The sequence below is a fragment of the Pedobacter endophyticus genome, assembly GCF_015679185.1.
In the GTDB taxonomy this organism is placed as follows: Bacteria; Bacteroidota; Bacteroidia; order Sphingobacteriales; family Sphingobacteriaceae; genus Pedobacter; species Pedobacter endophyticus.
The window spans coordinates 2,227,880-2,250,990 of sequence record NZ_CP064939.1; the positions used below are offsets into that span (position 1 = coordinate 2,227,880).

The following is a 23,111-nucleotide window of genomic DNA, read 5'->3' on the forward strand; positions in this document are numbered from 1 at the left end:
GTTATTTCAGCTTGATGTTAACCTCTACACCTTCGCTATAATTTTGAAATCCTAAAAGTAGTGTTTGCGATTTTTCGTCCCATTCATTTTTGTTGATGATCAAATCTTTACCGTTCAATTTCGCGCTGATGCTTCCTGCTTTGTTGGGCAATAAAATGCGCATAATGTTGTTTGTGTTCGATGGGCTTTTAGCAATAAAACTATATTGCTGTTTATTAACTACTTCGTTGGTTACTCTTGCCGCCGCCGCCAAAACTTGTGGTTTGTTTTTATGTTCAATTTTATCAAGATCGAACAAATAAGCCTGCGTTTTAGGCGCAATTACTTTTTGTGTTAAAATGGGTAATTCGGGATCGAACAAATCGATGTAATTTCCAGATAGGGTGAGCGGCTCGCTTGATGGACTTTCATCAACCACGGCAGCAATTACAAACGGGCCCCGGTTTAGCAGGAAATTGTTCTTGATGATTAAATCGCCGGCCTTTGCATCTGTTTCGTAGGCGCTTTTAATTGCAGCAAGGTAATCGGCATCGCCGCCTGCTTTCATAATCAGTTCTTTTGGGTCTTTCCTAACCACATATACCTTTCCTTTGCCTATTTTGTAGCTGGCATCGGCAGCGCCCGGATTAATGCCAAGAAGTTGAAACAAGTGTTCTGACGGAGCTTTGAAACTATTTTGGCCCGTATTCCACCATTCTTTTACGTTTTGAAATGGATCGTCGTCTCTTCCGAAGTAAAGCAGCACGCCCCCGGCTTTGATCCATTTGGATAACAGCTCGTGATATTCGGCAGAAAGGGGCTTCATGTTCGAATAACTCATCACAAGCACCTTAATATCTTTAAGGGTATTTTTATTGGCGAGGTTTTCGATATGAACAGTTTCTACGGGGATGCCATGCTTTAACAACGGAACGGCGAGGCCGTATGTGTTGGAAAGATATGGATCGCTGTAACCCTGATGGCTGGGGAAGTTTTGAAACATTAATGAATTGGATAGTAACACGCCAATGCCGTGACTGCCATTCAGTTTGTTTTTTGATAATGGCATCTGATTTAACGAGTTTACCATTACCTGCATTTGTGTGGCGTAAGCGGGCGAAATGGGTTGGCGCTCTTTCATTCCCTCAACCGCAAATTTGCCCTTGTATATGCGATTTGGCCAGGGCATTACCTCGTAATTATCAACCATTGGGTACAATAATTCGGCGGTAAAAGTGGCCTGATAATTTATTTTGTAATCGTCCCACGATCTGGCTCTGTCTTCAATCGGATCGGTTAAAAAGAAAATTTTTCGCCCGGTTGGTGCAGTCATCGAAACCATTGATCCGTACTCTAAAAACGCATTTTCGAATACGCGTTCCTTGCTTTTTCCATTATAAAAAACTGGTTCGCGAGAAGTTCCAGTCCAAACTTGTGCAATGTAACCGTCCATACCATCGAGGTTGGCCAAACTGGCCTCGGGACTTACAATATGCCAAGATGAATAATTTAGCAGGGAGTGTGTAGGCACATAACATTTTACTCTTTTGCCCTTGCTTAAGCTATACGATTTTACATAGCTGAATACTTCTTTTAAGGCATTAAAATAAAGCTGGTATTTAAGTTTCGATGATAAATAGGTGGCTTCGGGAGATTCGTGCTGAGCCATCCAGGGGAAACCATAATAGTTTTGCCATTCTTTTTTAAAGGCTTCGCTGTAACCTGCCCTTGCCCAAAACTCTGGCTCTTCGAGGTAAATTGCGGAAACGCCGGCATCAATTGCTCTTTTTACATGGGTTTTCATGTAGGCCAAATAACTTGCCGACGGAACGGTATATGGAACGTTTTTGCCGTGCCAAATGGTTTCGCCGTTTTGCATTACCTGCCCTTCATCTAAATGATTTTTACCATCCCATTCGCCCAAAAAATAGTCTTTATACTCGCCCCAGGCAATTCCGGTCATAAATTGCACTTCGTAACCTTTATCGCGGTAGCCTTTTACGCGTTCCTCAAAATTGCCATTGGCATCGTTTATGCCGTAAACCATGGCAATATCCGATCTGACATCGTAATCGGCGCTCCAAGGGGCCGATACCTGAAAAGAGGTTTTTTCTTTTGATTTGACCTGCGCAGTGCTATTGTAATGCATCATTAATGCAATTACGGTGGTTAAAACAGCACGTTGTGTTAGGGGTTTCATTTCAGTTTGCTTGTATTTCTTACCTTAAAATTTCAGGTAGGGCGCTTAACCTAGGTAGATGTAGAAAAGCGCCCCCTGAAATGCCTTTATTTAATTCCCCATTTATCAGCAAGCATTTTAATAAAATAACCGCCAACAACGCTTCTGGCCTGAAAACCGACCATTTTACCATTGGTAGTTTCGTGCCAATCGCTCAACGGAACCTTACTGTCGGTTTCGGTTGCAAAGCGATAAATCGGATGGATGAACTTTTCAAAATCGGCCTGATTATCGGCCAGGGTTGCTGTCCACATAATCCAATCTGATTTGGTGTAGGTTTTGCGGCTATCTAACGGCAGCCCAAAGTCTTTTTGTTTGGTTAAATAGAAATCGATTTCCTTTTTATATACCTCTGCCGGGAAAAGATTCAGCTTTAACAATTTGTCCCAAACAAGGTTGTATTTTTGGCTCCAGGTATTTTTATCGTTAAATGTCAGGGCATAGTGATCGCCATCGTCGGCCATTTTCATCCAATCCTGCGCCATTTTTAAGGCTGCATTTCTGTATTTCGTGGCCACCTCGGTTTTACCCATGGCTTGGGCCATTTGTGCATATCCGCCCAATGCAACTATTGCCTTAACGGATAAGTTTGCGTTTCTGGCCAAATGCCCTGCAAAATCGTCGGTACATAACTGGTTTGCAGGATCGAAACCTTCTTTTAATAGATAATCGGCCCAAACCGACATTACCTCCCAATGTTTGGCGGCATATTTTGTATTTCCTTCGGCCTTTGTGATGGCAGCCGTCAAAATTATCATGTTCCCCGCTTCTTCAACTGGCATATCCTCGCCATAGGTTTGCCCATTCGCCAGTGGATAAGTCCCCAAATCGTGTGCAGCAAAGGGTTTCTTCCATTTTCCACTTTCTGAATAGTAGAAAATACCGTTTAACATCCCTTTTAGCAATTCGGGGTTGTAAACCAGGTACTGTGGCGCCGATGGGTAGGTTACGTCGACGGTGTTGATAGAGCCGTTACTGAAGTTTTCTTTTGACAGGAATAAAATGTCGCCATATGGTGCATATACAATTTTATGGGCAGCAATGCTTTGACGGTAGGCCAACTCGCATAGCTTGGCGTACTCCTCTCCGCCTGCTTTAACCGCATCGGCATATAATTTGGCATCGAAATCGGCACATTTGCCTTTCAAAGCAGCGAACTCCGAAGATGCCTTGATCAACTGGTCATCGAATTTTTGCGAGCCTGTTTTTCTCCAAACGGGCGATAGTTGAGTTTTAAAATATTCTACTGATTTAATATCATCGTAACCCAGCATCATAAACTTTTCTACGGCTGTTGCTTTAACCAAACCGAAAGGAAGCACGGTGCCCAAATCGATTGTTCTGGTTTCTAATACTTCTTTTTGGGCGGGATAAACTGAATTGACAAATGCGCTAAGGTTGGCATTTTGCTGACCAAGAAACTGCTTGGCCCCGAATTTTTGAGGCACGGCAACATAAAGGTAACCCCAATCGATGCGCAAATCATCGCCTCGTTTTTTAAGGATCGGCTGTTCTACGGTTCCAACCTTAAGAACAGACAAGTTGCCTGCTTTTTTTACCCAGGCCGAAACGGGTTGACTTGACGAGTTAACTGCAAGATTTGATGATGCGCCCAAATAGATATCAACATTGTGTGCCTTGGCATCGTTCGCCTTTACCGAATAACTGATGTAGCTAATCGGCCTTGCTGTTAACTTGATATCGTTTACCAAAAGTGGTGAGGTAAAATCGACTGTTAAATCTACATCGCCGCACTTGAAAGTATAGGCCGTTGTTGTGGCTTTTACGGTTACGTTGGTTTGCTTGGCCTTAAGAATTGGAAATTTGGTATCTTCTTCTTCTACAATTCCCGCATCGAGGTGTCGCCCGCCTGCTGTGTTTTTAACATGAATGGACAACACATTTTTGCCTTTTTTTAAGGTGCCATCGGCTATGGGCAAGTAAATGAAATCTGAAACGTAATTATTTTTTTTGTAAATGAGCTTACCGTTCAGGTAAACCATTACATGGTCGTCGTGATTAAGCTTGAGTACCTTTTTTGCACCCGAGATATCGCTCAACGTAAATTCTCTGCGGTAGTAAAGATCGTCGGAGTTCCATTTGGTTTTTGCCCGCTGATCGTCGCCAAAAGGTGCATTTGCTTTTTTCCAGCTGTTATCATTGTAATCTAGGTCTTCCCATCCTTTTTCGGGCGTATCGAAAGTATAACTTGCCTGATAAGCGGATTCATCTGTGGCCGGAAGCAACTGTCTGTATTTTTTCGTTTCATTACCGAGGAAACGGTAAAACTTATCGTCGACCCTAATTACGCCCAACAATGATTGCTCTTTACCGGTCCAGTGCTTGGTTACCGATTCGTTCAACCCATCGCCGAATGACCAAACGCTAAAGTAGGCATCGTGGGTAATAAGTGGATAAGCGGGCGCTTTGTCTTGTGCCCTTGTAATGGCGATTACAAAAAGACAGAGTGCAAATAAGGAAAATTTTCTCATAGTTATATTTGGTTTTTGTGTGCTTATGATAAATCGATTTACTCAATAATCAACCAAATATCTTATTCTGAAAGGTTTGAAATGCTCAAGGAATAAGTTTGCTTTGATGGATTATGGGCACTACGGCTAATCTGAACATAAAACGTTTTACCAATTCAATATTAGAGAAATTAAACCCATAATAAAAATGGGGTCGGTAAAATTTTCATGACATTAAAAAGGGGTGTTGGTGGCTAGTTTCGGTTTTTTAGGGTTGGGCCTTCATAGAGTTCAGACCTCAACCAAACTATGTTTCCTATTTGATCAAATATTAGGTCTATTAAGAAACCATATAGGCATAGAGAACATGGAGACTGGGCGGTCATACAAACCTATGTTTCCTATGTGCCTAATGTGGTCAAAGAAAATATTAGGTGTATCAAGAAACCATATAGGCATAGAGAACATAGAGATTAGGCGGTCATACAAACCTATAATTCCTATGTGTCTATATGGTTAAAGTTAGCATGCGATATGCAAAAGCGACCATATAGGTATAGAGATCATAGAGATTAGGCGGTCATACAAACCTATGATTCCTATGTGCCTAATGTGGGCAAAGCCAATATTAGGCCTGGTAAGAAACCATATAGGCATAGAGAACATAGAGATTAGGCGGTCATACAAACCTATAATTCCTATGTGTCTAATGTGGTCAAACAAAACGGTCTGGTAAGAAACCATATAGGCATAGAGATTAGGCGGTCATACAGACCTATGTTTCCTATGTGCCTAATGTGGTCAAAGAAAATATAAGTTCTGGTAAGAAACATATGGGCATAGAGAACATAGAGACCTGGGCGGTCATACTAAAACTATATGTCCTATATGTCTATATGGTCAAAATATTGGCGAGTAAAATCTAAGCTACAAAAACGCAGTAGACGCTGAAAAGCCAATGCGGAAAAACATATGTTGTATATGTTTATTTTACAAAATTTATTCCCTGATAATCAACCGTGCGGGAATGATAATCTTCTGGTTTTCTAACTTGGTTTTCGATGAAAGCTGTTTCAAAATGAGCTTAATTACATTTTCTGCAATTTCTTCTAGAGGCTGCTGAACAACGGAAACGCTTGGGGTGTGCAATTCAAAAGCTTCGTGATCATCGTATGCAATAACAGAGAACTCATCGCTGATTTTTTTATTAATTTGCTTTAGAACCTTTAGTCCGCTAATGGCTAAGTAGTTGGTTGCAAACAAAACAGCGTCGATGTCTTTAGTTTTAAACAGTTTTTCAACCTCATCCATGGTTTCCGCCTCCTCCTGGTTAAAATGGATCTTAACTACCAAATCGTCGTTATAAGGAATTCCATTATCTTCAAGGGCTTTTTTGTAACCCTCGTAACGTTCGGTAATTTGCTGCACATCAATATCGGTGGTAACCAATGCGATGTTCTTTTTGCCCTGCTTTATAAAACTTTCTACCGATTGATAAGAGGCATTGAAATGGTCGGCGCCAACATAGCTTGTGTCTATTCCGGGAAGGTTTCTATCAAATAAAATTACCGGATTGCCATCATCGATCAGCATTTGAATGTCTTCTTCGATGCCTTTAATTGGAGAAATGATATATGCGTCGACCTTTCGCGATTTAAACATATTAATCAGCTCCTTGGCCTTATCAACGCTGTTTTCTGTACTCGAATAAATGATTTTGTAGCCTTTTTTATAGGCCTTATCTTCAATCAGCCTGGCGATGCGGGAGAAAAATGAATTGGAGATATCTTCGATAATTAAACCGATAATATTAGAGTTGCCAGTTCTCAAACTTCTGGCAATCTGGTTCGGCTTGTAGCCGCTTTCTTCAATAATTTTTTTAACTTTTTCGATTACGGCCTCGCTAATTGATTTCTCCTTAGCCTTGCCGTTGATGATGAATGAAACTGTGGTAATGGAAACATTGGCTTTAACAGCAATGTCTTTGATAGAAAGCGATTTCATTTGGCTGGTGTTCTATTTGGTTGATGTATCAAAGCTAAATAAAAATTGCAGCTTTAATATTCCAACATGGTGTAAAAGCTGCAATTTAACATTTTTTATGTTAATCAATTTAGTAAAATTTATTGGGAAGCGCTAAACCGCTATTTTACGCGACCATCTGGTAAAGGTCATTAGTTAAGAACGACGGGTGTCAGGCTGAGCCTTTCGACTTCGCTCAAGATAAACTCAGTCGAAGACTTTTTTACAGCACAAATCTATTAACATCTGCCCTTCGGCTAAGCCTGTATTGAGCCTTTCTGCTTCGCTCAAGATGAACGCCAGTCGAAATGCTCAGGGTGACAATCTTCTTAGCTTTATTCTTAACTAAATGACGTCGGCCATCTGGTTGTGCTTAGTCTGTAAAAACATCCATAAAAACGAAGGGCAGCAATTTCTTGCTGCCCTTGTGTTTGAATTAATAACCCGGATTTTGGGTTAGTTTAGCATTTAAATCACGTTGTCGTTGTGGTATAGGATAAAGCGTTTTAGTTGCGCTTGATGGTGTATGATCCCACCAGCTTGCAGTTGCAAATTTCCCGAACCGGATCAGGTCATCTCGTCTGAAACCCTCAAAAATAAACTCACGCCCCCGTTCAGCCAAAAGTTCATCTAAGGTTAAGTTGGCCACTGTGTAGGCATGAGCTGGCCATGTGGCGTCGGTATAAGCCCGCTTTTTGCAAGTATTAATCAGCGCTACAGCATCGGCTGTTGCAACACCACCATTTTTGCGGATTAAAGCTTCTGCCTTAGCAAAATAAACCCATGTTAAACGGTAAATGTTCCAGTCGGTGTTGTTGTAATTTGGATCTGGTGCAACCGCCGTAGTGTCAGTACCATTTACTACAAAGCCAGCAACAGAGTTGCCTAAACGATATTTGTTAAACCTAACACCGCTGTTTTCCTCGCCCTCGCTCATGTTAGAAACGGTAGAGTTTGATTTGTTCCTGCGAATGTTATCAACAAAAACCAAAGGCTGTCCTGCGTATTCGACAGTACCCTGAACAGGATCTTTCGGGTTTGCAAATTTGTATTGCGTACCAATTAGCAACCATTCTTTTCGCCTTAAATCATCAGTATCATAAGTGGTATAATTGCCTGGCACAACTACAACCCCATCATTACCATTTCTACCGCCGCCGTAAATCTCACGCTGCGAAAAGTGGAAAAAATCGGCCGCAAAGCCCGGCTCAAAGTTGGCCGTTTTGTAGTTATAAGCAATAGAGAAGATTACTTCTTTTGATAAATCGTTGGTATTTGAAAATTGATCGAGAATGTTCGGATCAAGTGCCATTGCACCATTTTGCCCGCCTGCCTGATTGGTAATCAGTTTATCGGCCGCGGCAATACAATCATCCCAACGTGCGGTGCCTGTCCAAGCTTCAGCATTCAAGTACAAATCAACCAACATGGCATATCCACCGGCTTGCGTCATACGACCAAGCATGCCTCTTGATAATTTTGGCGCTTTATCAATATTCTCTTTAATCTCCTTTTCGATAAAATTGAATACCTCTGCCCTTTGGGTGGTTGGTGGATAGTCATCAGGAGACACCGTTCCTTGTGGAATTTCGGTTGTGATGGGAATATTGCCCCACAAATCCATCAATTTAAGGTAATGAAAAGCCCTTAACAATTTCAATTCGGCGATGTAAGATTCTTTTTCTTCCTGGGTAATTCCCATTTCGGCGATGCTTCTGGATTCGAGATTCAGTATCGGACTGTTGCACAAGCCCATTCCCCAATACATCAGGTTCCACGCATTGTTAAAGCCACCTTCATCTACCGTCCAGGTGTGGTAATGCAAACGCTTCCATTTACCTCCATCTTCGCCGTGAGGTCCTTTTGTTGGCCACGCCAGTTGATCGCCCGAAAGCTCGGCCATACGCCACCAGCCATCCTGGCCCGATGGGGTTGCCCATGCGTTGGCGTGTGTATAAGGCCGTAAAACAGCCGAAATTACCTCGTTCTTATTAGAATAAAATTGATCTGCAGGAATTTGATCGTAAGCCTTTTCATCAAGCTTGGTACACGAAAAGCCTATTCCAACGAGCAGAAATAATGCGATATATTTGATATTTTTTTTCATTGTGGTATATTTTAAAATCCAACATTTACGCCAAACAAGAATGATCTCGTGCTTGGATAGGCATTTCTGTTATCAACACCAGGGCCTAAGCCGGTATCAGCAATAAAATCGGGGTCGTTGCCGGAATAACCTGTTATCGTAAACAAGTTTTGCCCGGTTGCGTAAACGCGTAAGTTGCGAATGGTTTTAGATTTAAACTTGAAGTTATAACCCAGGGTAACTTCATCAATCTTCACGTTTGTTCCTTCTTCTAAATAATAATCAGAGTACATAAACGTATCGTTGATTTGGCTGAATTTAGGATCGTTAAACGCCGATCTGAGGTAATTGCTGCCCTTAACAAATGGATTTGCGTAAGTAAGCGCCGTTGTGTTTAAGATCTGGTAATCGAATTTTCCACGTACGAATACTCTTAAATCCCAGTTTTTGTAACCGAAATTTGCAGTGTAAGAAGCATAGTATTTGGGAATGGCGTTACCAATTTTGGCCAAATCAGTTAAGTTCGGATCTTTTGAATAATTAATCTTATCATTTGTTACCGCTTCGCCGTTTCTGTTAAAGAACAACCATTTTCCATCTTCGGTGAAACCTGCAAAACGCTTGCCCCAAAACTCACCCACATTCGAACCTTCGTAAGTAGTAATCGCATCGCCTAAATCTCCTGATCCGCCAATGCCGCCAAAGGTTTTATATTTTACCTTGAACACATCGTCAGAATAGGAAACGAATTTATTGCTCAATGTACTTCCGGTAAAATCCATTGTAAAGCTGAAATCTTTCTTTTGAATCGCTTTGTAGCTCAATGCAAGCTCCACACCTTTTGATGATATTGTACCAACGTTTGCATAAATATTGGCAAGCACATAAGGCGGTTGAGGTGTAGTGTAAGTATCTAACAAGTCTTTCGTTGTTCTGTCAAACACATCCAATGCACCCGTCAACTTGCTGTTAAATAACGTAAAATCGGCACCAATATTCAACTCACGTTTGGTTTCCCATTTCAAGTTGGGGTTAACATTGGTTGTTGGTCCGTAAGTTTCGCGGTATGTTCCATCTGGGTAGAGGTAGCGACCACCGCCACCCAACAATACCCGGGAAGCGTTGTTGGTAAAACCTGTATTACCGGTTACCCCGTAACCAGCTCTTAGTTTTAAATAATTCACCCATTTCACATTTTTCATGAAATTCTCATCGGAAATGTTCCATCCGACAGAAACAGCTGGGAAATCGCCCCATTTGTTGTTCACCCCAAATTTAGATGAACCTTCGTGACGCAAAATCAACTGCAATAAATATTTGTTGTTAAAGGCATAGTTTACACGACCGAAAAATGCAATCAGTGTGTTGTCGCTTTTAAAGCTTGACAGGTTTGCACGACCATCGGAACGGGCCAAGCCCTGGCTTAAGTTATCTTCGTGAAACTGATCGTTTAAGAAACCTCTGTTATCTGCCGATTGGCCTTCTTCAATATTATAACGGTAGCTATAACCTGCAACGGCGGTAATTGAGTGCTTATCGTTTATGGTGGTATTGTAACTTACGGTTGGTTCAACGGCAAAGTTTTGCGATAAGTAATTGCCCTTGCTGGCGAATCCTCCATTTGGATAATCAGAATCTTCGATCGATCTTTCGGAGAAGATAGATGCCCAGGCACCATCGATGTAGCTGTTGCGTTGTACGGAACCGAAAATTGAAGCTTTTAAGCCTTTGGCCAGATCGTAATCTGCTTTGATATCGGCCGAAGTAGTCTGTTGCTTTCTGTAGTTCCGCTCTTGAAACAACCTGGCGTATTGGTTTGTACTTTGAGTATCGTGGTAAAAACTTCCATCGGGATTGTAGATAAGCTTGGTTGGGTTTTTAACCAGTTCTTCTTCCCATCCACTTCCCCCAAGCAAATTTGCGTTGTTAAAATTGGTAGCCAGGTTCATTTGAACGTTTAACTTATCGTTTAAACCTCGCTGGTTAACATTTAGCCTGAAAGTGTATTCTTTTCTACCGTTTTCTAAACCGATGCCTTGCAAATCGCGGTAATTTAAGCTGGCCCTGTAGTTGGTGTTGCTTGTACCGCCGGAAAGCGAAACGTTGTGGTTTTGCGAAAAGTTGTTTTTGTTGATTAAGCTGCCGTACAGATCTTCGCTACCGCCGTAATCTACGGCATCGATTTGGCCAGATTGTATTCCGGCCCTAAACTCATCGGCAGTTAAAAAATCCTGACGGTTTTGAATGTATTCTTTCCTGATATAAGCCGAATAGTTAAAGGTTGGAGCACCAGGTTTACCTTTTTTGGTAGTAATTAAAATTACACCGGCATTGGCACTGGTACCGTAAATTGCGGCACCGGATCCATCTTTTAACACATCGACAGAAAGGATATCATCTTGCTGCAACAGATCGATGTTACCGCCGGGGATTCCATCAATTACATAAAGTGGGCTGGCATCGCCGGTTACGGTAATAGCGCCCCTAAGTTGAACACTGGGCCCACTATTTGGGTTAGAACCGCTGGTTCGCGTTAAGTTTAGTCCTGCCACTTTTCCTTGTATAAGGTCTAAGGCGTTTCGGGCTCCACCCTGCCGAAACTGGGCAGTATCAACGTGCGCTACTGACGAGGTTACCTCCTTGGTTTTTAAGGTACCGTAACCCACCACGACAACATCATTTAGATTTTGCGAATCGGAAGGAACCAGGCTTACCACTAAAGGGGTTGCCCCGTTTCCTGCGGGCATAGATTTAGATTGATAACCGATGTAGCTGAAAACCAAAACGTCGGTAGGGGCACTTACGCTAATGCTAAATTTTCCATTTTCTTGCGTAACAGTTCCACCTGTTTTACCTTGAATTTTGATTCCTACACCTGGCAAACCAAGTTTCTTTTCATCTACAACGGTACCGGTAATTGTTTTTTGGCCAGCGCTGGCGCCCGGCGTGGCTGCAGGTGCTGTTGCCGCAGGCGTTGCTGGTACTGCGGTTGGCGCTGTCGCCGGACTTGCACCACCTAAAGGGTTCACCGGCGGTTTCACCGTGTCCGTGGGTTTTGTAACCGGAACCTTTTTGGTTGTGTCTCGTTTTGTTGTGTCTTGCTGAAAATAATAAAGACTGTAACTGGTCTTTTTGCTCATTAATTTTGCAAACAACGGGGGGCTTGAAAGCAGGATCAGGCATAGGAATCCTGACAACCTGAGTAGAATGTTTCTCATTGGCACTCACTAGTTTAGTTTATAATTAGTTATGCTTTGTGGCTAACTATTCACTTAATTAATGGAGCGTATGAAATTAATTATGGATGATATAGGATTTCCGCAAAACGATTTAGTAACGCCTTAAAGGCATTTTTGTTTTAAAAAAACGTTTATAGTCCCTAAAATGTTACGTTGAGTGGCAAACTATTTTTTTGCAAGGTAGGTAGTAATAAGTTTGGCCGTCTTTGCCGAAGCGCCGGGTTTTCCCATCAGGTTTAGCAGCGCTTTATAGTCGGTAAACATCTGGCCTCGACCCGATCCATCTAAAATAAGGTGCAACTCCTTACTTACTTTTTCTGTATTGCAATCTTCTTGAATCAGCTCGGTTACAATCTTTTTATCAACAATTAAATTAACCAACGAAATAAATTTGATTTTGATCAGCATTCGGGCAATGGCGATTGAGATTACGCCCCCTTTATAAACTACAACCTGCGGCACTTGGAACAGTGCGGTTTCGAGGGTGGCCGTTCCCGACGCTACGATTGCTGCATGAGCATGATGCAATAAATTATAGGTATTGTTAAAAAGAAGTTTCACCTTTTTTGTGCCGATAAATTGCTGATAATAGGCTTCGCCAAAGGTTGGGGCGGCCGCAATGGCAAAGGTATAATCCGGATATTCATCTACAACGCTGAGCATTACAGGCAACAATCGTTCTATTTCTTGCTTTCTGCTTCCGGGCAGCAAAGCGATTATTTTTTCATCGCCCAAGCCGGCGCTTGCCCTAAACTCTGGATCGGCCTCAAATTGGGCAATCTCATCTAAAAGCGGGTTTCCGACATAATCAACCTCCATTCCCCAGTTTTTATAAAAGCTTACTTCGAATGGCAAAATGCAAAACATGTGATCGACTACACGCTTAATCTTTAGTACGCGTCTTTGATTCCAAGCCCACACCTTGGGCGAAATATAATAGCAAACCAGCATGTTATTGGCCTTGGCAAACTCTGCAATTTTAAGGTTAAAACCCGGGAAGTCTATCAATACCAAAACGTCTGGCTTCCAAGCTAAAATATCTTCCTTGCAGGTTCGGAGGTTTTTAAAAATGGTTCGCAAATTGGCAACCACCTCGGTAAAGCCCATAAAAGCCATATCGGCATAATGCTTAACCAATTGCCCGCCTTCCGTCTGCATTTTGTCGCCACCAAAATAACGAAATACAGCATTGCCGTCTTCAATTTTTAAAGCCTTCATTAAATTGGCACCGTGCAAATCGCCCGATGCTTCTCCTGCTACGAGGTAGTATTTCATAAATTATTGGTTCATTGGTTCACTAGTCATCGGATGAATCCCTAACCCGCTTGCTATATTCATCCGATGACTTTCATTTTGTTATTGGTTAATTGGTTCATTGGTTCATTCTTTTATTGGTTTTGCCGCCAGTTTCAACTGACGGAAAGGCAATACTTACAGCGCTTTAAAAAACCTTGTATGCAAAGAAAACAAACGCACACACAAATGTTGCAGCCAAAATTCCTTGCCCGGTTTTAACCTTATTGAATTTGAAAAAGATTTGCATGGTATAAGCATTCACCGCAATACCGCCAATGTATAATAAATCGGCTTTGGCCAAAGCGCCAACATGGTGAATAATGTAATAGGCAATGGAGCATAATATCGCTGGAATAATTAAGCCGATTGCTAAACCAATCCAAACGGAATCATTTATTTTTCTGAGTATTTCGTTCATGTTCAAAAAAAGCTTAACCGAGGTTAACACCATCAGGTGCTGAGGTCTTGTTTGGTGCGCCGTTGCCGTTAGCGGTCTTGATGCCGAAATCCCAGCTGTTTAAGGCTTGAATAGCATGGTGCGCAGTTAAATCGAACTGAACCGGAACTATAGATACAAAATTGTGTTCCAGTGCCCAAACGTCGGTATCCTCACCCTTATCAAAATTCTCAAAAACGCCGGTTAGCCAGTAATACGGTCGTTGGTAAGGGTCGCGGCGTTCATCAAACTCTTCCATCCATTTGGCGTTGGCCTGCCGACAAATTTTTATGCCTTTTAACTGATTCCCTTTTGGAAAATTAACGTTTAGCAAAGTGCCTTCCGGGAGTCCGTTTGCCAAAACCTGCTCGCAAATGCTTTTAATGTATTTTTTAGTATGGCTAAAATCTGCATCTGCTGCAAAATCATCCAAAGAAAAGCCAATGGAAGGGATTTTTTCGATCGCCCCTTCTACTGCGGCCGACATGGTGCCGGAGTAAAGCACATTAATGGAATTGTTTAAGCCATGATTGATTCCGGAAACGCACAAATCGGGCTTTTTACCTTTAAATATTTTATTTACACCCAGTTTTACGCAATCAACTGGTGTGCCGCTGCATTTATACATTTCAACACCTGCATATAAGTCCACTTTATCGAAACGGATGGGTTTTCCGATGGTAATGGCATGGCCCATTCCACTTTGCGGACTATCGGGCGCCACCACAACTACATTTCCAAGTTCCTGCATTACTTCCATCAGATTTTTTATCCCTGTGGCGGTTATGCCATCATCGTTTACCACTAAAATATTCGGTTTTGTAACTTGCTTCGTCATGGTTGTAAAAATAAGGATTATTTTACTATGGTCGGCGGGAGAGCGAGCAGTAACGAAAAATTGTTTGAGTATACTACCTCAGTTCGATTTACTTTTGCTAGGCTATGTTTATCTTAGCCAACTACGAATGGTCGTCATGCTGCCCCGAAGTTTCGGGATCAGCATCTTTCATGCTTAGTGTTGATGTTATAAAGATCCTGAATCATACCGATAGCTATCGGTATCAGGATGACGACCGCTCATGCCCGCGCTAGTCAGGATTTGTAAATAACTAAAAATTCTTTTGTTGCATTTCATTCGATGACGGAAACGGTATATATTTGGGTAATTAACTTATTAATTATGAACGGGGATCGCCAGGAACGATCTCAACACTCATTTCTCATAAACCAAACTCAATGAAAATCAAACTATTTACTTTAGCTTGTTTTCTGCTTACGGGTACTTTTGCAAATGCGCAAAGCACTTACCAATGGAAAACAGGAAACGCTGGCGGTTACAGTTATAAATATGTAACGAACGACCCGACGAAAACCCGATTTTACACGCTGAAAAACGGCTTGACGGTTATTTTGTCGCAAAACAACAAGGAGCCGAACATCACTTTTAAAATGGCGGTAAGGGCAGGCAGCAATACCGACCCACGAACAAACACGGGTTTAGCACATTACTTAGAGCATTTATTGTTTAAGGGAACGGACAAGTTCGGGACTTTAAATTATGCCAAGGAAAAACCGCTTTTGGATAAGATTGAGGCATTGTACGAAACATACAATAAAACTACCGACCCGGCGAAACGTAAGGAAATTTATGCGCAAATAGATAAAACTTCGGGTGAGGCATCTAATTACTCTATCGCAAATGAGTACGATAAAATGATGAAGGCGATTGGCAGCAATGTGACGAATGCGCACACTTCTGTTGAGGAAACGGTTTACGAAGAGGATTTACCATCGAACGCAATCGATAAATTTCTAGCCGTTCAGGCAGAACGTTTTCGTGCCCCGGTTTTCCGCATCTTTCATACGGAGTTGGAGGCCGTGTACGAAGAAAAGAATATCGGCATGGATAGCGACCCGCGTAAGATGTACGAGAAAATGCTCTACGCTTTATTTCCAACGCATAACTATGGGCAACAAACTACAATTGGTACCATTGAGCATTTAAAAAATCCGTCGCTGGTTGAAATCAGAAACTATTACAACAAATATTATGTGCCTAATAATATGGCGCTAATTATGTCGGGCGATATTAACTACGATGCCTTAATTAAGAAAATTGATAAGAATTTTTCTTTTATGGCCTCGAAACCGCTTGCTTTGTACAATCCTGCCGCAGAGAAACCATTAACAAAAATCCAAAAGGTTGATATTTATGGTCCGAGTGCAGAAAATTTATATGTGGCTTATCGCGGCTATGCACAAAATACGCATCAAAGCTTGTTATTGGATCTGATTGGCAGTATTTTGGCGAATGGCAAGGCGGGTTTAATGGATATTAATATTAACAAGCAGCAAAAAATGCTGAGGGCAAGCGCAGGCTATAACCAAATGAAAGATTATGGAATCTTTATTTTATCTGGCTCTCCGAAGGCGGGACAGAGTTTGGAAGAAGCGCAAAAAATTATGCTGGAGCAGGTAGAATTGCTTAAAAAAGGGGAATTTGACGAAAGTTTAATTAAGGCGACTGTGGCAAACATTAAGCTGGCAGAACTACAGGCATATGATAATAATGATGTTCGGGCAGAAGCAACAATGAATGCCTTTATCCAAAACCGCGGAACGGAATGGGATAAGATGCTTTCATCGACGGATAAAATGGCAAAGGTTACGAAAAAAGAGATTGTAGATTTCGCGAACAAGTTCTTTATCGACAATTACGTGGTTTTATATAAGCACAAGGGTGAAGATAAGAGCATTATAAAGGTAGAAAAGCCTGCCATAACGGCCGTTAAAACGAATACGAACGAGGTTTCTCCTTTTACCAAAAGCATTATCGATGCGAAGGTAACTCCTATTGCGCCAAAATTTTTAGATTATAAAAAAGACCTGAAGTTTGGCAAGGCAGCGATTGCAGATGTAATTGCGGTTCAAAATACGGAGAACGCGATTTTCCGAATGGGTTACCGCTTCGAAATGGGCGCCTACAATTATAAATTGCTTCCTTATGCGGCTCAATATCTGTCGTTTTTAAGCACCGATAAATATTCGGCAGAGGAGATTAGCAAGGCATTTTACAACCTGGCCTGCAGCTATAATGTAAACGTTGGCAATGAAGTTACAACGGTTTCGTTAAGTGGCTTGCAAGAAAACTTTGATAAAGCGGTGGCGTTATTGGAGGATGTTTTGGCGCATTGCAAACCAAATGAAAAGGCTTTGGAAGATTTAAAGGGCCGTTTATTAAAATCGAGAGAGAATGCGAAACTGAATAAATCATCTATTTTAGGTGGCTTAATGAACTACGCACAGTATGGCAAAGACAATCCTTTTAATTATGGGTTGACAAACGATGAAATTAAAAACATGAAATCGTCGGATTTGATTTACCTTTTGCATAACCTAACGAATTACGAACACACGATTACTTATTTCGGTCCGAAAACGATTGAAGCATTTTCTGCCGATATTGTTAAGGCGCATCCACTTGGCAAAGCATTTACCGACGCTGCCCCAATGAAAAAGTTTACCTATACGAATACGGATTCGAACAAGGTTTATTTTGCCGATTACGATATGGTACAGGCAGAAATACGCTGGGTAAGAAACGGCGGTCTGTACGACCCTGCGAACGCTGCAAAAATTGGACTATTTAACAACTATTTTGGCGGCGGCATGGGTTCTATTGTTTTTCAAACCATTCGCGAATCGAAAGCGCTGGCTTACTCGACTTTTGCGGTTTACTCTTCGCCCAATAGCAAGGAAAAGGAAAACACGGTGGTTGCTTATGTGGGTACGCAGGCCGACAAGATGACCGAGGCGGTTGCAGGAATGAATGAGCTGTTGAATGTTTTGCCAGAATCGGATAAATCGTTCGCACTTTCGAAAAGCAACTCGTTAAACGGGCTCGAAACTTCTCGGATTACAAAGGATGGCATCATTTACGCTTACCTGGCGGATAAGAAATTGGGCTTCGATCACGACTCGCGAAGTGATGAATATGCAAACTTGAAACCTTTAACATTTACCGATGTGAAAGCTTTTCATGAGCGCAATCTTTCTCAAAAACCGTATAACTATTGCATTGTTGCCTCAGAGAAAAAAGTAAGCATGGATGACCTGGCAAAGTTCGGCCCGGTGACTAAATTGGGGTTGGAAGAGATTTTTGGGTATTAAGATTGAAGCTGAAAGCTGAAAGCTGAAAGCTGAAAGACTAAAGCTGAAAGACTAAAGCGAAAACCCAGCTACCCGCCATTTCGATGAGGAACGAGGAGAAATCTGTACCAGAAAAGCACAAGGCAAAACGAGTGTGTAATGCAGTGCAATGTAGGTAACAGATTTCTCCTATCGTCGAAATGACGTTAATTCAAGGCGTAACGACGGTAAAAATAAACCTATGAGCCTGAGCTCGATTAATAAGGGTTTGGATTGTATTGGCTATTTAACATGACCGGTCGTCATCCTCAGCTTGACTGGGGATCTTAATGCAAACAATACATCGAACTCAGGTTATGAGGTTGTAAAGACCTCATAGGTTTCAAATATCCTCCCATCAATTCTTCATATAATCGATCACAATTCCATTTGCCATCAACTTTTTGCCCTCGGTAGTTAGTTTACTGCCTGCAGGAGTTTCTACAATCAAAACCGATTGCGTAGCCGAAACAATAACATTCGTTTTACTCGTTACATTTTTTGCAATAAACTTTTGGGCAATTGCATCGTAAAGATCTACTTTATCGGTACCTGTAACATTATAAACAATCGATTTATTCTGCGCATAAGGATTGTAAATTAAATACGTGGGGTAGGCTTTGTTTTTATAAAAATCTGTCGCTAAAACGTCGAGTTTTAAAACGCCCTCTATGTTGGTTTTCTCCACAATAGCACCAAAGATGCCAACATGCCCGCTGCCATACACACTAAACTGAGAAACCTCGGGGTTTTTACCGGGAACCCATTTTGGTCCATCGCCCTGGGCAACAGGTCCTTTTTTATCGGTGTAAAGGCTATCGAATGTTGAGGTTTTAGCAAAACCTTCGTAAGCTATTACGCCTTTGGTAACCGCAGCGAACTGTGGAATAGTTTGCCTATCGGCGGGCATGTATTGTGGGTAGAAAAATCGTGACGCATTTACCGCGTTCAGCATCCATTTTCCGATGGCATTAGCATAAGCCGGATCGTATCGAACGGTAGGAACCAGTGGCCAGGCGGCGTCGAAAGTGTTCATTAAAAAGCCATATCCACCATGATCTACGGTGCTTCCCACAACGCCCGAAATATCGTAGCCGTTCCATTTACCTGTTAAAACGCCCCAACCCTCACGACAAACCGCGGTTCCGTCGAAAGTCCAGCCCAATAGTTTTTGCACATCGAAATTGGTGCCCTGCTCTACGTTCATCCTTGCTGCCAGGTAGGCGCCAAAGGGCATCAGTAATTCGTAGGTTGGGTTAATTTTGTTGCTTTCTAAGGCGGTCATTGCGCTTATTGCGCCTTTTAAATACCTCGGGTCACTAAATTTTTTATAAGCGGCATATAGTACCCAAGCATGGCCCGCAGCGGCATCTTGTTGTGCACAGATCTGATTTTTCATCGGTTTCATTTGTGCATAATCGAAATACGAGTAATTGTAATCGCCTTTTAAAATCGAATCGGCCTGATAAAATTTCTCAGCAATGCTCCTGGCAATCCAATCGAAATCCTTTTCGTTAGGATATTGCTCGCAAATGGCATAAAACAATACATTCGGGTAAACATCGTACCACCAATCGCGACCATAGCCGCCCCCAAGCAGTGCAACTTCGGGAGCCGTATTGTTCATCATGATGTTCCACTTCGTTTCGCGGTTAAAATAATTTTTCAGCATGGCCACATAATTTGTTCCATTTTGGTTGCTTTTATCAATGCCGATTAAGCTAGCTCCCATAACAGCACCCATGTTCGCCAGCGCTTCGTGAAACATCCCTTTATTGTTAGTGCCTTGCCTTACATCGCCAACAGCAGTGTAAATGCCCATCACAGGTTGATCGAAGTTTTTTCGGGTGCTGTCTATCCAAATCATTGGCCAGTATTGGCCTTTTGCCTTAAAATCATAAACAGTTTTATCAAAATTTTGAGCCATCAGCTTCCAGTCGATAATTTTTAAAGGCTGAGGAACGTTGGCCATTTCCGCTACGCGATTTAATTTTAGTTGTTTTATTTGTGCTTGCGCAAAGCCAACGCAGATAGTAAGCGCAAGTGTGAAAAGTATGTTGATGTTATATTTCATAAAATATGTTTTAAAAATTAACCGCAAATGCGGATGGTATTGCGACTATTTTGTTGGCGTTCTGAGTTTGAATATCTTTCAAAAAAATCAATATGGCATCACGCTTAAGCCTTGCCGTCTTTCCCGCGCAGGCGGGAACCCTAAAGCGTGAGCATTAGGATGAGGGTGTCTCAAAAGTCGACTTTTCCCAAAGCGATGCCTTTGGCATAGATTTACTTGCCAAAATTAAATCCGATAACTATCGGATTCGTATCGCTTTCCATAACCTCTCCCTATGAGCGTTTCGGGTCAAAAGCAGTGCCTTTGCTTTCCCTCTCCTTGAGGAGAGGGATGTACAGACAGTGCAAAACCAGCGACATTCAAATGGAGAGGTTTAAGGCGCAAAATTTAATTGTGCGCTTAGGTTTTCGTTTTGCTCTTTAATACAGCCTCATGACGACCGATCGAAGCCCTGAATGCTGCTCACAATAACGGCTTTGTAAAGTTATGATCATTCATTATAACGAACCTGCATATTATCCCAAATTATCACTCAATCACCGGTGCAACCACCCCAGGTTCTTCATTACTTAAAATTGGTGCTTCTTCTATATTTTCGATTTTTCCTTGTTTAATAATGTCTTTAGCTACCCAGTACGAAGCAAGTTGTAAGATAGCCACAATAATAATGGCATAGCGCAAAGCGACTTCTACAGAAAAAGCGTAAGCCAGAATCAGGAAAGTACCAGCGCCTGTTAACCTTCCGATGTAGAGGCCGCCTTCGTGGTTCAAAATGTAAGCAAATTCGCTTCTTTTCTCTTTTTTAGTTAGAATATCGATTACACTAAACTGAATCGGGAAGTAAGCTAAATCGAGCAAGGGCTTTGCCAGCAATAAAAAGAGCATAAAAAGGATGACGCCCAAACTGCTGTACAAAATACCATTGATGATAGCGGCAATGGCAAATAACGTTAAGCCTGCGCCGAAAACATACAACCTGTGCTTTGGTGAAGTATTGCGTCCGATGATGTACATGGCAATGGCGGCAATGATGGCGCCAATAGATTGTGCGGTACCCAAAGCACCCTCCTTGCCCACCAAAAGCATAATCAACATTGCTGGTGCGGTTACCAAAAACCCCTGAACCAAGCCTTTTAGGGTAGCCAAACGGATTAGTTTGTACCAGTACGGATCGAATTTGAAATAGACAAATTTCTTCTCGGTTGGATTTTTGAAGTTTCCCCTGAAACACATTACCGAAGCCAAAATTGTAATAACGAACACCATGCCCGTAACAATTTTATAGGCCATTCCAGCTTCGCCTGTGCTTGCATTTAACTCAATAAACCAACCGATTAAAACCGGGATAACCACAGCAATAATGGTATAGAAAAAGGTCTCTAAGCCGTAATAATAATTTCGGTTTTCATCGTTGGTAATGGCGAGTGCCAGAAAATCGCGATTGGCCCAATAAAAGCCGAACGACATACCCATAATTAATCCGGCAATGCCGATTCCGGTATTATCCAAGGTGGTTAACGACATCATTACCATCATCGAAACGCCGCTGAGCATCATGCCGAGGGAATAAAGCGTTTTAATCGAAAATCGGCTCAGCAAAAACCCGTTCAGGAAAAATGTAAGGGGAATGCCAGTATAAATGGTGAGTTGATAAATAACCACTTTAACCGGATCGTTCGAGCTCCGCATCACGTAAGCGGCAACAAAAATATCGATTACCGGAAGTACAATACTATAAATTAAATTGGTTAAAGTGAGTACCCTGAAATTGTACGACTGATTTTTAAAGTGCGTAATTTCTGATTTTAGTTTAGTCAGCATGATGATAGCTTAATTGCGACAATATTTTTTGAATAGAAAATTTAGCGCCGCAAACAAACTCATCTGCAGCGCCGTAGTAGATCGTTAATTCGTCGCCCTCAACCGTATGGCCATTTGTAAATACCACCTGGCCAAAAAAACCGCAGAGTTCGTATTCGGCAACTGGTCGCATAATGGGCTCATCGGTTTGGGCAAGCACCTTCGAGGGGTCGTTTAAGTCCATTAAAAATGCACCTAAACAGTATTGGTGTTCGGAATTTGCGCCATGATAAATTTCAAGCCACCCCTTGTCGGTTTTAATAGGTGCAGCACCAGCGCCAACACGTCTGCTATCCCAACTGTTCTTCCTCGTTTTAACAAGGCATTTGTGGTTTCCCCAGTGAATGCCATCGGGCGATTCGGCTAGCCAGATGTAGTTCCCGCCCAAATCTACACTGCTTGGGCGGTGCAGCGCATAAAACTTACCGTTGATTTTTTCCTCGAAAATGGCGCAATCCTTATTGTGCGGTGGAATAATCATTCCGTGTTTCTCAAAGGTTTTCCAATCTTTCGTAGTGCGCATGCCTACGCCCACGCCATGAGCAGAAACCGAGGTAAAGGTTAGATAATACGTGTCGTTTATAAATGCCACTCTGCAATCTTCAATACCGAACGCTTCATCGGGCCCCTCGCCTTGCAATAGCGGATAACCTTCAGGCTGATAAAAGTTGATACCGTCGTCGCTACAAACCAGGCGCAAATGCGATAAGGTCGTTAAGTAATCGGCCCCCTGATAGGTAATTACCCGCGGGTCATCAGCAATCAGATCGGGATCGTTTTCTGCAATTTCTATAATCTCAATTCCCGTTCCGTGCAACACAGGAAATGAAATAAATCCCGGCTTCTGTTGCGGACGCTCGGCTACCCTGATCAAGAGCCAGGTTTTATCTTGAAACTTAAAAACGCCTGGATTTAACAAGCATGCAATTTCAAGTCCGGTTCGGCTCGGAACCAGGTCTTTTGGCGATAATATTGGGTTTTCGGCAAATCGTAAGGCGGTATCGTTCATCGTATTTCGGGAATAAATGTAAATTAGAATGTAATAGTTGTTGTTATCGTTAGTGCTAATTCGCCTGACCAGACGAGCAGGTAATACTTATTATTCTTGCCGTCTTTCCCACGCCCGCCCAATGTCGTTCAGCCAAGGATAAAATTATAGAACATTGTCACCCTGAGCGGAGTCGAAGGGCGGATGTTAATGGTTTGATCGAATAAAAAAGG

General features: G+C 42.1%; 12 protein-coding genes. 1 reads left to right on the forward strand and 11 read right to left on the reverse strand.

Annotated elements, in window-relative coordinates; genetic code table 11:
* Nucleotide 1 precedes the first annotated feature (1 nt).
* The 8 genes from IZT61_RS08855 to surE form a co-directional block, all read right to left on the reverse strand.
* Complete coding sequence (locus IZT61_RS08855) at nt 2–2,179, reverse strand: hypothetical protein (RefSeq protein ID WP_230383912.1); 2,178 nt, start codon at nt 2,177–2,179, stop codon at nt 2–4.
* 86 nt (nt 2,180–2,265) lie between these two features.
* A complete protein-coding gene (locus IZT61_RS08860) occupies nt 2,266–4,710 on the reverse strand; it encodes a glutaminase family protein (RefSeq protein WP_196100796.1) in 2,445 nt (814 codons plus the stop codon).
* Between the two features lie 978 nt (nt 4,711–5,688).
* Nucleotides 5,689–6,693 carry a LacI family DNA-binding transcriptional regulator gene (locus IZT61_RS08865; protein WP_196100797.1) on the reverse strand — a complete coding sequence of 335 codons (1,005 nt, stop codon included), beginning with the start codon at nt 6,691–6,693 and terminating at the stop codon, nt 5,689–5,691.
* 454 nt (nt 6,694–7,147) lie between these two features.
* Nucleotides 7,148–8,818 (reverse strand): RagB/SusD family nutrient uptake outer membrane protein, encoded by a 1,671-nt coding sequence (locus IZT61_RS08870; protein ID WP_196100798.1) that lies wholly within the window; start codon nt 8,816–8,818, stop codon nt 7,148–7,150.
* A gap of 11 nt (nt 8,819–8,829) precedes the next feature.
* Nucleotides 8,830–11,937, reverse strand: coding sequence for a SusC/RagA family TonB-linked outer membrane protein (locus IZT61_RS08875; RefSeq protein WP_196100799.1), 3,108 nt, complete (start codon nt 11,935–11,937; stop codon nt 8,830–8,832).
* Nucleotides 11,938–12,201: 264 nt separating this feature from the next.
* A complete protein-coding gene (gene lpxB / locus IZT61_RS08880; protein ID WP_196100800.1) occupies nt 12,202–13,311 on the reverse strand; it encodes a lipid-A-disaccharide synthase in 1,110 nt (369 codons plus the stop codon).
* A 166-nt stretch (nt 13,312–13,477) separates the two neighbouring features.
* Nucleotides 13,478–13,750: a stationary phase survival protein SurE gene (locus tag IZT61_RS08885; protein ID WP_196100801.1), complete on the reverse strand. Its 273-nt coding sequence runs from the start codon at nt 13,748–13,750 to the stop codon at nt 13,478–13,480.
* Between the two features lie 13 nt (nt 13,751–13,763).
* Nucleotides 13,764–14,606, reverse strand: coding sequence for a 5'/3'-nucleotidase SurE (gene surE / locus IZT61_RS08890; RefSeq protein WP_196100802.1), 843 nt, complete (start codon nt 14,604–14,606; stop codon nt 13,764–13,766).
* Nucleotides 14,607–15,004: 398 nt separating this feature from the next.
* Between surE and IZT61_RS08895 the strand changes: the two genes are divergently transcribed.
* Nucleotides 15,005–17,938: a M16 family metallopeptidase gene (locus IZT61_RS08895; protein WP_196100803.1), complete on the forward strand. Its 2,934-nt coding sequence runs from the start codon at nt 15,005–15,007 to the stop codon at nt 17,936–17,938.
* Nucleotides 17,939–18,314: 376 nt separating this feature from the next.
* On the opposite strand, the gene IZT61_RS08900 is transcribed toward IZT61_RS08895, so the two are convergent.
* The 3 genes from IZT61_RS08900 to IZT61_RS08910 all read right to left on the reverse strand — a co-directional run bounded on the left by IZT61_RS08900 (nt 18,315) and on the right by IZT61_RS08910 (nt 22,899).
* Entirely contained in the window at nt 18,315–20,030 is a 1,716-nt protein-coding gene (locus IZT61_RS08900; RefSeq protein ID WP_196100804.1) for a hypothetical protein, read from the reverse strand.
* 528 nt (nt 20,031–20,558) lie between these two features.
* A complete protein-coding gene (locus tag IZT61_RS08905; protein WP_196100805.1) occupies nt 20,559–21,851 on the reverse strand; it encodes an MFS transporter in 1,293 nt (430 codons plus the stop codon).
* Nucleotides 21,841–22,899: a glycoside hydrolase family 130 protein gene (locus IZT61_RS08910; protein WP_196100806.1), complete on the reverse strand. Its 1,059-nt coding sequence runs from the start codon at nt 22,897–22,899 to the stop codon at nt 21,841–21,843. Before IZT61_RS08910 ends, IZT61_RS08905 begins: the two co-directional genes overlap by 11 nt.
* Nucleotides 22,900–23,111 lie beyond the last annotated feature (212 nt).

Coding starts and splice junctions, on each gene's coding strand:
- IZT61_RS08900 (WP_196100804.1), bottom strand. CDS start 20,030: ATGAAATATAACATCAACATACTTTTCACACTTGCGCTTACTATCTGC.
- surE (WP_196100802.1), bottom strand. CDS start 14,606: ATGACGAAGCAAGTTACAAAACCGAATATTTTAGTGGTAAACGATGAT.
- IZT61_RS08905 (WP_196100805.1), bottom strand. CDS start 21,851: ATGCTGACTAAACTAAAATCAGAAATTACGCACTTTAAAAATCAGTCG.
- IZT61_RS08855 (WP_230383912.1), bottom strand. CDS start 2,179: ATGAAACCCCTAACACAACGTGCTGTTTTAACCACCGTAATTGCATTA.
- IZT61_RS08865 (WP_196100797.1), bottom strand. CDS start 6,693: ATGAAATCGCTTTCTATCAAAGACATTGCTGTTAAAGCCAATGTTTCC.
- IZT61_RS08860 (WP_196100796.1), bottom strand. CDS start 4,710: ATGAGAAAATTTTCCTTATTTGCACTCTGTCTTTTTGTAATCGCCATT.
- IZT61_RS08875 (WP_196100799.1), bottom strand. CDS start 11,937: ATGAGCAAAAAGACCAGTTACAGTCTTTATTATTTTCAGCAAGACACA.
- IZT61_RS08885 (WP_196100801.1), bottom strand. CDS start 13,750: ATGAACGAAATACTCAGAAAAATAAATGATTCCGTTTGGATTGGTTTA.
- lpxB (WP_196100800.1), bottom strand. CDS start 13,311: ATGAAATACTACCTCGTAGCAGGAGAAGCATCGGGCGATTTGCACGGT.
- IZT61_RS08910 (WP_196100806.1), bottom strand. CDS start 22,899: ATGAACGATACCGCCTTACGATTTGCCGAAAACCCAATATTATCGCCA.
- IZT61_RS08870 (WP_196100798.1), bottom strand. CDS start 8,818: ATGAAAAAAAATATCAAATATATCGCATTATTTCTGCTCGTTGGAATA.
- IZT61_RS08895 (WP_196100803.1), top strand. CDS start 15,005: ATGAAAATCAAACTATTTACTTTAGCTTGTTTTCTGCTTACGGGTACT.